General features: G+C 71.2%; 14 protein-coding genes, 1 tRNA gene and 2 pseudogenes. 8 read left to right on the top strand and 9 right to left on the bottom strand.

Going from position 1 to position 11,735, the window contains the following annotated elements; genetic code table 11:
* A pseudogene (locus tag AB0K09_RS21935) lies at positions 1-420 on the top strand (transcriptional regulator); the annotation flags it as partial.
* 9 nt (positions 421-429) lie between these two features.
* Here AB0K09_RS21935 and AB0K09_RS21930 read toward each other — a convergent pair.
* On the bottom strand, positions 430-1,110 hold the full coding sequence (locus AB0K09_RS21930) for an HD domain-containing protein (RefSeq protein ID WP_366067065.1): 681 nt from the start codon (positions 1,108-1,110) through the stop codon (positions 430-432).
* Positions 1,111-1,209: 99 nt separating this feature from the next.
* On the opposite strand from AB0K09_RS21930, the gene AB0K09_RS21925 reads away from it, so the two are divergent.
* The 3 genes and pseudogenes from AB0K09_RS21925 (at position 1,210) to AB0K09_RS21915 (ending at position 4,279) form a co-directional block, all read left to right on the top strand.
* The gene (locus AB0K09_RS21925) at positions 1,210-2,175 is read left to right on the top strand and encodes a helix-turn-helix domain-containing protein (protein ID WP_366067064.1); all 966 of its coding nucleotides are present in this window, start codon (positions 1,210-1,212) and stop codon (positions 2,173-2,175) included.
* Positions 2,176-2,389: 214 nt separating this feature from the next.
* A pseudogene (locus AB0K09_RS21920) lies at positions 2,390-3,619 on the top strand (glycosyltransferase); the annotation flags it as partial.
* Positions 3,602-4,279: a CatB-related O-acetyltransferase gene (locus tag AB0K09_RS21915; protein ID WP_366067068.1), complete on the top strand. Its 678-nt coding sequence runs from the start codon at positions 3,602-3,604 to the stop codon at positions 4,277-4,279. The pseudogene AB0K09_RS21920 and the gene AB0K09_RS21915, both read left to right, overlap by 18 nt.
* Positions 4,280-4,309: 30 nt before the next feature.
* Here the strand turns inward: AB0K09_RS21915 and AB0K09_RS21910 are convergent, their stop codons facing one another.
* Positions 4,310-5,374, bottom strand: coding sequence for a cobalamin-independent methionine synthase II family protein (locus AB0K09_RS21910; protein WP_366067067.1), 1,065 nt, complete (start codon positions 5,372-5,374; stop codon positions 4,310-4,312).
* An 11-nt stretch (positions 5,375-5,385) separates the two neighbouring features.
* Positions 5,386-5,910: a hypothetical protein gene (locus AB0K09_RS21905; RefSeq protein WP_366067063.1), complete on the bottom strand. Its 525-nt coding sequence runs from the start codon at positions 5,908-5,910 to the stop codon at positions 5,386-5,388.
* A 258-nt stretch (positions 5,911-6,168) separates the two neighbouring features.
* Between AB0K09_RS21905 and AB0K09_RS21900 the strand changes: the two genes are divergently transcribed.
* Complete coding sequence (locus AB0K09_RS21900) at positions 6,169-6,696, top strand: EF-hand domain-containing protein (RefSeq protein ID WP_366067062.1); 528 nt, start codon at positions 6,169-6,171, stop codon at positions 6,694-6,696.
* Positions 6,697-6,735: 39 nt separating this feature from the next.
* Here the strand turns inward: AB0K09_RS21900 and AB0K09_RS21895 are convergent, their stop codons facing one another.
* The 3 genes from AB0K09_RS21895 to AB0K09_RS21885 form a co-directional block, all read right to left on the bottom strand.
* Positions 6,736-6,972: a helix-turn-helix transcriptional regulator gene (locus AB0K09_RS21895; RefSeq protein ID WP_366067061.1), complete on the bottom strand. Its 237-nt coding sequence runs from the start codon at positions 6,970-6,972 to the stop codon at positions 6,736-6,738.
* Entirely contained in the window at positions 6,972-7,556 is a 585-nt protein-coding gene (locus AB0K09_RS21890) for a DUF2975 domain-containing protein (protein ID WP_366067060.1), read from the bottom strand. The genes AB0K09_RS21895 and AB0K09_RS21890 overlap by 1 nt, the downstream gene beginning before the upstream one ends.
* A gap of 174 nt (positions 7,557-7,730) precedes the next feature.
* Positions 7,731-7,801, bottom strand: a tRNA-Gly gene (locus AB0K09_RS21885).
* A gap of 260 nt (positions 7,802-8,061) precedes the next feature.
* On the opposite strand from AB0K09_RS21885, the gene AB0K09_RS21880 reads away from it, so the two are divergent.
* The 3 genes from AB0K09_RS21880 (at position 8,062) to AB0K09_RS21870 (ending at position 9,399) form a co-directional block, all read left to right on the top strand.
* Entirely contained in the window at positions 8,062-8,226 is a 165-nt protein-coding gene (locus AB0K09_RS21880; RefSeq protein ID WP_366067059.1) for a hypothetical protein, read from the top strand.
* A gap of 71 nt (positions 8,227-8,297) precedes the next feature.
* Positions 8,298-8,873, top strand: a complete 576-nt coding sequence (gene dcd / locus AB0K09_RS21875) for a dCTP deaminase (protein WP_366067058.1) — start codon at positions 8,298-8,300, stop codon at positions 8,871-8,873.
* A 28-nt stretch (positions 8,874-8,901) separates the two neighbouring features.
* The gene (locus tag AB0K09_RS21870; RefSeq protein ID WP_366067057.1) at positions 8,902-9,399 is read left to right on the top strand and encodes a phosphoribosyltransferase; all 498 of its coding nucleotides are present in this window, start codon (positions 8,902-8,904) and stop codon (positions 9,397-9,399) included.
* Positions 9,400-9,525: 126 nt separating this feature from the next.
* Here the strand turns inward: AB0K09_RS21870 and AB0K09_RS21865 are convergent, their stop codons facing one another.
* From AB0K09_RS21865 to AB0K09_RS21855, 3 genes are all read right to left on the bottom strand, one after another.
* Positions 9,526-10,434, bottom strand: a complete 909-nt coding sequence (locus tag AB0K09_RS21865) for a YIP1 family protein (protein WP_366067066.1) — start codon at positions 10,432-10,434, stop codon at positions 9,526-9,528.
* 119 nt (positions 10,435-10,553) lie between these two features.
* Complete coding sequence (locus AB0K09_RS21860) at positions 10,554-11,030, bottom strand: MarR family winged helix-turn-helix transcriptional regulator (protein WP_366067056.1); 477 nt, start codon at positions 11,028-11,030, stop codon at positions 10,554-10,556.
* A 50-nt stretch (positions 11,031-11,080) separates the two neighbouring features.
* Entirely contained in the window at positions 11,081-11,644 is a 564-nt protein-coding gene (locus AB0K09_RS21855) for a Uma2 family endonuclease (protein ID WP_366067055.1), read from the bottom strand.
* Between the last annotated feature and the right edge of the window lie 91 nt (positions 11,645-11,735).

The raw sequence follows: 11,735 nt of genomic DNA, 5'->3' as shown, positions 1-11,735 counted from the left end.
GTGCTGCACGCCCTCTACGTCCATGTCGTCGGCGCCCGCAAGGCGCCGAGCTGGAACGCGTACACCATGGGCGCCGGCTGCGGCGGCTCCCTGACACCGGCCTCCTTCGCGATCGACCTCGACGCCGCGTCACCGCGTCCCCGGGCCGTCCCCGGTGCCGAGGGGGACAGGCCGACGCCCGCGACGGACTTTCCGTACAAGGTGTCCGTCAGCGACCCACAGGTCCTGAACATCGACGCGGCCACGCTCGGCCAGGACGTCAGCTGGTACCTGGAGCTCGCCTGGAGCAGCGGCGACCGCCAGGGCACCACGCGCATCGACGACCACGGCCGTCCGTTCCGCGCGGTTGCCCTGAACCCCGGCCACCGCTACTGGTACAACGCGGACGGTACGAACGCCTGGCTGCCGTTCTCGTCCTGAGCCCATCGGTCAGTCCGAGGTGACGGGCCGGTCGCCCCACCCCGCCTGCGCGATCAGGTCGTACCAGTCGGGCAGCGCGCCCTGCGGCAGGTGGTGGCGCAGCAACTGGCCGGGGAAGCCGAGCGGTCCGGCCTTGGCCGGGTTGGCCAGGGCCTGCCGGACGACGAGGTCCGTCATCGCGTAGGCGAGGTCCTCGCGCGGGAGGGCGGCGTGCACGCGGTCGGCGAACCCCTCGGGCAGGCGTTCCCTGCCGAAGCCCAGCACGTCGACCGTGATGCCCGCGTGGGCCAGCGCGACCTCCGGGTTCTTGCGGGAGGCGATGCCCTCCGAGGTGTGCAGGGCGATCGCGTCCCACACCACCTCCACGGACCGTTCGTCCGCCCCGTGCTCCCGCAGGAAGCGGGCGGCGAGGTCCGCGCCGTCCACCTCGAACCGCTGGTCGCCGTTGCCCTCCTCGGACAGGCCCAGATCGTGCAGGACGCAGCTCACGAACACCAGCTCGTCGTCGAAGTCCACCCCGGGCTTCGCGCCGTCCAGGTCGGCGAGCGCCCGCGCGAAGAGGTAGCTGCGCAGGCTGTGGCGGAAGACGAACGCGGGCTCCGTCTCCTCCGCGTACCGCAGGGCGAGGACGGCCAGCTCCGTACGCGGCAGGCCGAACTCTTCGTGGACCGGGGGCAGGGCGGCATCCATGCGGTACTCCTCAGGTGAACGGGGGGAACACCCCGATCCTGCGGCCCCCGCCGTCGCCCGGACAGTGGCCGTAATGCCACCCTGCGCTAAGTTCTGGCCGTGACTGTTGCAGTGGCCGTCCTCGCGCTCGACGGCGTCGTCCCCTTCGAGCTCTCCCTCCCCGGCCAGGTCTTCGGCACCGCCAACCAAGCGGCCGGCAGGCCGCACTACGAGCTGCGGATCTGTGCCCCGGGGCGCGCCGCCGACACCTCTCCCGAGCACGGCGCCTTCCGGCTCCGCACCCCCTACGACCTCGACGGTCTGGAGGGGGCGGACACCGTCGTCATCCCCGCCCACGCCCACTTCCTCGCCCAGCCACCCCCCGCGGCCGTCGAGGCGCTGCGCCGGGCGGCGGCGGACGGGGCGCGCCTGGCCTCGGTGTGCGTCGGGGCCTTCACCCTGGCCGCCACCGGCCTGCTGGACGGCCGCCGCGCCACCACGCACTGGCAGTATGCGGACGAGCTCGCCCGCCGGTACCCGCGCATCGACGTGGACCCCACGGTGCTCTTCGTCGACCACGGCACCCTGATCACCTCGGCGGGCGTGGCCGCCGGGCTCGACCTGTGCCTGCACCTCGTCCGCCGCGACCTCGGCGCGGACCTCGCGGCCGCCACGGCCCGCCGGACCGTCATGCCGCTCCAACGCGACGGCGGGCAGGCCCAGTTCATCGAACGCCCGCCGGCCCCGGCCGACCCCACGGCTCTGCAGCCCGTGCTGCACTGGATGGAGGCCCACCTGGACCGGCCGCTGACCCTCGCCGACATCGCCGCCCGGGCGAACGTCAGCATGCGCACGCTCAACCGCCACTTCCGCGAACAGACCGGCACGACACCCCTGCAGTGGCTCCTGCGGGCCCGCATCCATCAGGCCCAGCAGCTGCTGGAGACCACGGAGCTGCCCGTCACCCACATCGCGGACCGCACCGGCTTCGGCTCACCGACCACCCTGCGCCACCACTTCACCCGCCACACGGGGACATCGCCGCACGCCTACCGCACCGCCTTCCGGCGGCGGCACGACTCATGACGGCGGGAGTTCGCAAGGGGCCTTGTCCGGGGGAAAGCCGGGGGAAAGCCGGGGGAAATCCGAGGGAAAGGAGTTACCCGCACCTTTCCTTGATCAACTTATAGTGAACCGGGGGGCTTGTGGCAAGGCCCTGGTCACGGCGCAGAATCGCCGACCGGGGCCCGATCACCAGGCCCGATCACGAGCCCGGAACACGAGGGTATGGGGGCGCGAAATGCGTGTGTTGCTGCTGGCGTACGGGTCGCGGGGGGACGTCGAGCCGATGGTGGGGCTCGCGGTGGGTCTGCGGGCACTCGGCGCGGAGGTGCAGGTGTGCGCGCCGCCGGACTTCGCGGAGCTGCTGGACGGGGTCGGTCTCCCGCTGGTGCCGCTCGGCCGGTCGGTGCGCGCGATGGCGACCGAGGCGGTGACCGGGACGGCGAAGCCGCCGGCGGAGGGCATTTCCGAGCGTGCTGCCCGGATGGTCGCCGCGACATACGAAGAGGTCGCCGCAGCCGCCGAGGGATGTGACGTCGTGGTGGCGACCGGACTGCTCCCGGCCGCGGCTGCCGCGCGGTCGGTGGCCGAGAAGCTGGGCGTCCCCTATGTGTTCGCGGCCTGCTTCCCGAACTACCTGCCGTCGCCGCACCACCCGCCGCTCGCCTGGCCGGGCCGGCCGGTCCCGCCGGACGCCACCGACAACCGGGTGCTGTGGGACCTGAACGCCGACCACATGAACGAGCTGTTCGGCGAGGCGATCAACACCCACCGGGCATCGATCGGCCTGCCCCCGGTGGACGACGTCCGCGGCCACGTCTTCACCGACCGCCCGTGGCTGGCGGCGGACCCGGTCCTGGGCCCGTGGCGGGAACCGGCCGACCTCGACGTGGTGCAGACCGGCGCGTGGATCCGGCAGGACGAACGCCCGCTCCCGGCCGGTCTGGAGGCGTTCCTGGACGCCGGTGAACCGCCGGTGTACGTGGGCTTCGGCAGCATGCCCCTGCGCGACGCGCAGGACGTCGCCCGGGCGGCCGTCGAGGTGGTCCGCGCGCAGGGCCGCCGCGTACTCGTCGCCCGCGGCTGGGCCGACCTGGCGCTGACCGACGAGGGGGACGACTGCTTCGTCGTCGGCGAGGTCAACCAGCAGGCACTGTTCGGCCGGGTGGCCGCCGTCGTGCACCACGGCGGCGCGGGCACCACGACGACCGCCGCCCGGGCCGGCGCGCCCCAGGTGGTGGTGCCGCAGATGGCGGACCAGCCGTACTGGGCCGCCCGGGTGGCCGAGCTGGGCATCGGCGCGGCGCACGACGGTCCGAACCCGACCTTCGCCTCCCTGTCGGCCGCGCTCACCACGGCCCTGGCCCCCGAGACCCGCGCACGGGCGAAGGAGATGGCCGGCACGATCCGTACCGACGGGGCGACGGTGGCCGCGAAGCGGCTGTGCGACATGGTGGGGCAGGAGAGGCCGCCGGTGTCCTCCCCCACGCGCGTGCCCGCCGATCCGGCGGTCCTCCACCCGATGCCCGAGCACCCCCGCGTCGTGCTGCTCAAGCCGCTGGTGAAGTCCCCGCTGATCGAGGTCGGGGAGTACTCCTACTACGACGACCCGGACGACGCGACCGCGTTCGAGACGCGCAACGTGCTCTACCACTACGGCCCCGAGAAGCTGATCATCGGCAAGTACTGCGCGCTGGGCACCGGGGTCCGGTTCATCATGAACGGCGCCAACCACCGCATGGACGGCCCCTCGACCTTCCCCTTCCCCACCATGGGCGGCTCCTGGGCCGAGCACTTCGACCTGCTCACCGGCCTGCCGAACCGGGGGGACACCGTCGTCGGCAGCGACGTCTGGTTCGGCCACGGCACGACGATCATGCCGGGCGTGCGGATCGGGCACGGCGCGATCATCGCCTCCGGCGCGGTGGTCACCTCCGACGTCCCCGACTACGGCATCGTCGGAGGCAACCCGGCCCGCCTCGTCCGCACCCGCTACAACGACCGGGACATCGCCCGGCTGCTGGCGGTGGCCTGGTGGGACTGGCCTGCGGAGCACATCACCGAGCACATCCGCACGATCATGTCGGGCAGCGTCGCCGACCTGGAGGCCGCCGCCCCGAACGCCTGACGGACACCCCGCACATCACCCGGGGACCGATCAGCCGAACAGGTCGGCGGCGGCCAGCGCGGTGCCCTCGACCCTGGCGCGGATCTTGGCGAACGCGGTGTCGCGGGAGGTGGAGGTGTCGTCGGCGAAGGGGGAGAAGCCGCAGTCGTCACACGTGCCCAGACGGTCGGCGGGCAGGTACCGGGCGGCGGCCAGCACCCGGTCGCGGACCTGCTCGGGCGTCTCGACGCGGGGGTCGATGGGGTCCGTGACGCCGATGAACACCCGGGCGTGGCCGGGCAACCGGTCGGCGAGGACGGCGAGGGCCTTGTCCGGGTCCGGTTCGCTCGCGAGCTGGACGTAGAAGGCTCCCGCGTGGAGCCGGAACAGATGGGGCAGCAGGGCGGCGTAGTCCACATCGAGGCTGTGGGTGGAGTCCTGGTCCCCGCCGGGGCAGGTGTGCACGCCGATCCTGGCCTGCTCCGCGGCGGTGAACCGGTCCAGGACGCGGTTGTTGAGGGCGATGAACTGTTCCAGCAGGCCGCCGGACGGGTCGAGCTTCAGCGCGAGGCGGGCTTCGGTGAAGTCGAGCTGAACGCTGTGCGCTCCGGCGTCCAGACAGCCGCGGATGTCGGCCTCGGCCTCGGCGGTGAGGTCGTCGAGGAAGGCGTCGCGGGAGTAGCCGTCGATGCCGCCGGGCGGGAGGAGCAGGCTCAGCGCCGAGGGGGCGATGACGGCCTGTTTCACGGGCACGGTCGCGTGCCGCAGCGCCGCCCGGAGAAAGCGGTCGGCGTGGACGCCGTAGCGCAGCGGCCCGGCCGTCAGGCGGGGCAGCTGCCGCTGGTGTCCGTCGGCGAAGGGGATGACGACGCCGTCGGGTGCCAGCCGGTCGAGGCCGGTCAGCGGATAGGTGGCGAAGCTGGGCTTGGACTGTTCGCCGTCGGTGACGACCGGGGAACCGATCTCCTCCAGGCGGCGAACGGTGTCGGCTACCGCGCGGTCCCGGGCGGCGGCGAGCTCGTCGTCGCCGATCCGCCCGGCGGCGTGGTCGGCCATGGCGGCCAGCAGCTCGGCCGGTCTGGGGATGCTGCCGATGGGCTCGGTGGGGATCCCCACCCCGGGCTGTGTCATGGCCGGACCTCCAGCAGGGCGGATCCCTCGCTCCCCGGGAGGCCGGAGGAGAGGCATTCCGTGGGCAGTTCACCGGACCGCGCGGGCACGGTCCGCTCGGCCGCGTGGCCTGCGCCGCGGCCCTCGACGACGCGGCCCGACAGCCTGACGAACTGGACGCCGGCGATGCGGACGGTGGTCCCGCGGTCATAGACGATCACCGATCGTCTGCCGTCCGCGTAGGTGACGCGTTCCTCGGCGTGGGTACTGGTGCCGAACGTGAGGCAGGACGTCCCCGGCGACGTCGCTTCGAGGGTCCCCTCGGCCGGTACCGTGCGGCCGGGCGCGACCGTGCATCCGTATCTGGCGTGGACGTGGATGCGGGTCGGGCGTGACGTGAGCGTCAGCGGCGGGTCGTAGGCGCTCTCGCTGTCGCCCGTGCACATGATGCCCTCCTCGTGTCCACGGTCACCGGCCTGTCCGGCCGGGGCCCACACCCACGAGGAGACCGCCAGCGCCAGGCCGCTCAATGCCACTGCCATGCCACGTCCGCCGACCATGCACCCTCCAGGGGTTCGGATTGCCACCGCCCCTGCCTACCCCGCGAGCCGCCCGCCGCCCCCGGCTCCCGGCAGCGCACCGCCGCGCGCGTCCCGGCCGGTGCGCGGGCCCGCGCTCTCCTGCTCCCGGTCACCGCGCCGGACCCTGTTCGTGCCGGCCTGAACCCCGATGTGCCGGGTAGAACCGCCGGACGGGAAAAGAACGCCATAGATGAATACATATGAAAAAAGGGGATTCCTATGGACGACACCCTCGCCAAGCGGCTCGTCTTCGCCATGCTGGACGCGGACGGTGACGGGGTCATCTCGAAGAAGGAGTACTCCGCACGGGCCGAGAACGTGGTGCTGGCGACGGGGCGGGACGAGGGCGATCCCCTGGTCGTCACCGCACGCGCCGTCGGCGCCCGGGCGTGGGCGGCGATGGACGCGAACGGCGACGGCGAGGTGACCTTCGACGAGTACGCGGCCTGGGCCGGCGCCGAAGCGTTCGACACCGTCTGCGAGCCCGTCCTCGGCGCGCTCTTCGACCTCGCCGACGCCGATCAGGACGGCGCCCTGACCCTGCCGGAGTTCACGATGCTGCGCACGGCGCTGAACAATCCGGCCGGCAACGCGGAGGCGGCGTTCGCCGTGCTGGACGCCGACGGCGACGGACGCGTCAGCCGTGACGCCTACCTCGCGTCGATCCGCGCGCACGTCGCCGGGGAGTCCTCCCCGGCGGGCGAGGCTCTCTACCGCAACGGTGCGGTGACCACTGCCGCGCCATGAGCGCACAACTCCTGGGCCGGGTCGGAGGAAGAAGCCCGCTTACGGGGGAGGGACGGAACCGTCGTAGGTGATCAGGTCCCCCGGCTGGCAGCGGAGGACCTCGCAGATCCTCGACAGGGTCGAGAAGCGAATGGCCTTGGCCCGCTCGTTCTTGAGCACGGACAGGTTGACGACCGTGATGCCCACCTGCGCGGACAGTTCGGTGAGTGTCATGCCGCGTTCGGCGAGGAGCCGGTCGAGGTGGATCCGGATCGCGTGGGGTTCCTCTTCGGCCATCAGATGGTCCCTTCGAGATCCTCTCTCATGCGCACGCCCTCACGCATGATCTTCCCCATGATCACTGCGGCGAGGCCGGCGAGGATCAGTACCTGCGGGCCGGAGACCGCCGGCCCGGAGCCCACGATCGGAGCCATGCTCCCGACGAGCCAGGACTGCGACCAGCCTACGACCAGACCGGCCAGCGGCGTGCCGACGGCGACGAGCCAGCCGAGAGCGGAGAGCCGTCGCGCCACCGTGTCGGTGAACGGGCCTTGGCGCACGACGTCCTTCAGCAGCCGCGAGAAGAGCAGCAGCGCGAGGGAGCCGAACAGCAGCCAGGGCAGTCCGGCCCCGAGGTCGGCGGCACGCTGCCCCACGGAGGGGCTGTTCTGGCAGAGGCGCGCGGCACTGCTCGACGCCTCCACGTTCTTGCCGACCGGCAGGCCGTCCGCCAGTGAGGCGTTGTGCCAGAAGTCCGTCTGCACACAGACCGCCCCGTCGTCGAGCATGTGCGTGACCCCCGTGCCGAGGAACGCGAGTCCGCAGAGCACCGCCAGTGCGAAGGTCACCGAGGAGAGGGTCCTCGTGAGCCGCGTGTCCATCGCATCCTCCCTATCGACTATCGATATGGCGCAGGCTACGAGGCATATCGATATTCGACAAGTCGGCCTCTGCCGTCAGTGGTGCCGTCAGCGGTGTCGTCATTGGCGTTCCGGAAGCGCACACAACAACAAACCCCCAGGTCGCCGACCTGGGGGTTCTGTGTACAGCGGCAGAGCGGGCGACGAGAATCGAACTCGCGCTCTGAGCTTGGGAAGCTCATGTTCTACCATTAAACTACGCCCGCACGGGAGACGCGTCCGAGCATCTCACCGTCGCACACTGTACCCCATCGAAGGCCCCAGGCGCACTCGCCCTGGCGGCCTTCTCGTCGTGTGAGGGGGGTGTGGGAGTGGTGGGGACGGCGGCGTGGGCGGCGGGAGTTGGGGCGTACCGTGGTGCGGCGGCAGCCGCTGGGGGGATGTCGGGAGTGCCGTGTGCGGGCGCGTCCGGAAGATCCCCTAATGTGGCTTTTGGTCTTGAACGCCCGTGGGGAAAGGGAGCTCGATGGAGCGCACCGTCGTTCGTTGTGCCGAAGGGCACATCTTCAGCACCGTTTCGTTCCCGATGCAGCATCTCGGCCCCGACCGGATCGGCCCCGGCCGGCTGCTGCGCTGCCCGCAGTGCGCGCGGCTGCGGCACTCCGTCCCCGTCGCGCCGCGCAAGGGCTGAGCGAGGACCGCGGGCCCGGTCCGGGGCGGACCGGGCCCGCGTTGTCCCGTTCCGTTGCGTATCCTCGACCCGTGCTTCTCTCAGACAAGGACATCCGGGCCGAGATCGACGCCGGCCGTGTGCGCATCGATCCGTACGACGCGTCGATGGTGCAGCCGTCGAGCATCGACGTGCGCCTCGACCGTTACTTCCGGGTGTTCGAGAACCACCGGTACCCGCACATCGACCCCGCCGTCGAGCAGGCCGACCTGACGCGCGAGGTGGTGCCGGAGGGCGACGAGGCGTTCATCCTTCACCCGGGTGAGTTCGTGCTGGCCTCCACCTACGAGGTGATCTCCCTCCCGGACGACATCGCGTCCCGCCTGGAGGGCAAGTCCAGCCTCGGCCGGCTCGGCCTGCTGACGCACTCCACCGCCGGCTTCATCGACCCGGGCTTCTCCGGGCACGTGACGCTGGAGCTGTCGAACATGGCCACGCTGCCGATCAAGCTGTGGCCGGGGATGAAGATCGGGCAGCTGTGCATGTTCCGGCTCACGTCCCCCGTCGAGCATCCGTACGGGTCCGCGAAGCACGGTTCCCGGTACCAGGGCCAGCGCGGGCCGACGCCCTCGCGGTCCTTCCAGAACTTCCACCGCACGCAGGTCTGAGCGACCAGGGACAGGGCGAAGAGCAACAGTGAGTGAGATCCGCGAGAACCTGACCTACCCGATCTTCGGGCAGGCCATCCGTGAGCTGGCGCAGACCATCGCGGACGACGGCTACGAGCCGGACATCGTCCTGTCCATCGCGCGCGGCGGCGTCTTCGTCGCCGGCGGCCTCGCCTACGCGCTGGACTGCAAGAACATCCACCTGGTGAACGTCGAGTTCTACACGGGCGTGGGCTCCACGCTGGAGATGCCCGTGATGCTCGCCCCGGTGCCGAACGCGATCGACTTCTCCAACAAGAAGGTCCTCATCGCGGACGACGTCGCGGACACCGGCAAGACGCTGAAGCTGGTCCACGACTTCTGCCTCGACCACGTCGCCGAGGTGCGCAGCGCGGTCATCTACGAGAAGTCCCACTCGCTCGTGAAGTGCGAGTACGTGTGGAAGCGCACCGACGAGTGGATCAACTTCCCGTGGTCGGTCGAGCCGCCGGTCGTCCGCCGCGAGGGCCAGGTCCTCGACGCGTAGGTACGACGCGGAGCAGTACGCGTAGCAGTACGCGGAGCAGACGTCACCAAGGGGAAGGCCCCGGCCGCGAGCCATGTGCTCGCGGCCGGGGCCTTCGTCGTCCCGGGAATGCTCTCCCGGAAAGCTCTAGAGCGTGCCCAGCTTGATCAGGGACAGCAGCGCCACCAGCTGGATCGCCGAGGCGCCCAGCGCCTTCGGCCACGGCAGGTCGTGCGACTTGCTCACCATCGACGTGAACAGCACACCCGCCCCGAGCCAGGTCGCCCAGCCGATGATCTGGACGAACGTCGCGTCGCCGCCCAGGAACATCGCCAGCAGCAGGCGCGGCGCGTCCGTGATCGCCATGATCAGCATGGAGAGCCCGACGGTGGGCTGCCATATGCCGTCGCCGCCCAGCTGGCGGGCGAGGGTGTGGGTGACCGCGCCGAGGATCAGCCCGGAGACGACCACGACCACGCCGGTGGCCAGCACCCAGGGGATGCTGTTGCCGAGGGTGGCGTGCAGGACGTCCGAGCGGGCCTTGTCGAAGCCGAAGACCGCCAGCAGGCCGTAGACGAAGGTGACGATCAGGGCGGGGCCCCACATCGCGTGGTCGCGCATCCGCCAGAACGTCGCGGACGGGCGCAGCACGATGCCGGTCAGCAGCTCCTTCCAGGGCAGCCGCGGCCCGGCGGGCGGGGCCGGCTGCCCGCCGCCGTAGACGTCGCCCCGGTCGTAGTCGTCGCCCTGCGGGCCGCCGTACGGGTCGTCGTACGAGGGGCCGTACGCGTCCGGTGCCTCGCCGAGGCTGAACTGCTGGGTGCGGTCCAGGTGCTCCGGGCCCCGGCCGGCGTACGGGTCGTGCGACGGCTGTCCGTACGGCTGTTGCGCGTAGCCCTGCTGGGGCGGTCCGCCCGCGCCGAAGTACTCCGGCTCGTCGTACCCGCCCGGCCGCTGCCACTGCTGCTGCCCGCCGTACGGAGCGTGTGGGCCCGCGGGGCCCTGTCCCTGCCGCGCGGGCCCGGAACCGCCGTTGGGGTCCTGTCCGCGTCCCATCCTGAATCCAGCCACGCCCTCGAACGTACCCGCTCCCGGGAGGTCCCGTATCCGGCCCGGGGGCCACGGGGCCGCCATTGCGGCCGACCTGTGACATCCCCTAGGGGAAAGTCGGGGGTTCAGCGCAGCAGCTCGTCCGCCCCGACGTTGACGATCATCCGTCGCAGGACGGAGAGCGCGGCGGCGTACTCCTCGTCGGTGATGCCGGCGTGCATCTCCCCGCGCACCTGGCCCACCAGCGCCCAGGTCCGCTCCTTCATCTCGCGTCCGGCGTCGGTGAGCACATACGTCTCCTCGGCGGTGGCCGTCAGCCACCCGAGGGCGACGGCGGAGTCGAGCGCGCGGTCGATCGCGTCGGGCCCCTCGTCGAGGGTGGGGGAGAGGAGGTCCCGCAGCTCCTGGCGGCTCATGCCGCCCTCGGCGGAGCCGACGCGGAAGAGGATCCACCACTGCGGCTGCGTGATCCCGATCCGGGCCATCGACGAGCGGATGTACCGGATGACGGCCTTGTGGGTGGCCCAGCTCCAGTAGCCGATGGGCTGGGCGGCGAGGTCGGCGATGGTGGCGTTCGGGGCTTCGGGCTTCGTCGTCGTCATGGCAACGACGCTATGACCTCAAGCTTGCTTGAGATCAAGTGCGTTGGCGGTCACGAGGGGTACTTGCGGAATTCGGAGGTGTCGATCGTCCACGGGCCGACGGAGATCTTGTCGCCGAAGACGTAATCATGGCGCGTGCGGTAGCAGGGCCGTCCCTCAGGGCCGGAGCCGGGGTCGGACATCACTGAGCCGGTGCCCTTGCGTGGGTCGACCAGCAGATAACGAGGGATGCCCATGGCCGGGTACTCGTCCATCTTGTCCATGTAGTCGTTGCTGTGGTTGGACGGTGAGACGATCTCGGCGACCAGGAGAAGGTCATGCGGCGCGAACGGTTCGTTCTCCTCGCCGAAGACCTCTTCCGGCACCACGATGAGGTCTGGGCGGCGAAGCTTGCCGAGCGAGGGGTCCTCGACATCACCGCCCGGGAAGGCCACGACACCTTCGGGCAACTGGCGGTCCAGCTGGCGGCTGAGGCGCATGGCGTTGAAGTCGTGAAACCTGGACGGCGACATCATCATGAAGATCCCGTCGCCAGTGATCTCGAAGCCCTTGATCGGTTCGGGAGCGTGCTTCATCAGCTCCTCGGCGATGGCGCGCATACGGGCGTAGTCCATGGCGGGGCTCCTGCTGAGGCGGGCTGCTGGCGCGTACGGCCTCATCGTCCCACGCACCCATGACAACGGCCGGGCCCCGCGACTGTTCGCG

The organism is Streptomyces sp. NPDC049577 (assembly GCF_040675635.1).
GTDB lineage: Bacteria > Actinomycetota > Actinomycetes > Streptomycetales > Streptomycetaceae > Streptomyces.
This window is presented reverse-complemented; position numbering and strand designations above follow the sequence as displayed.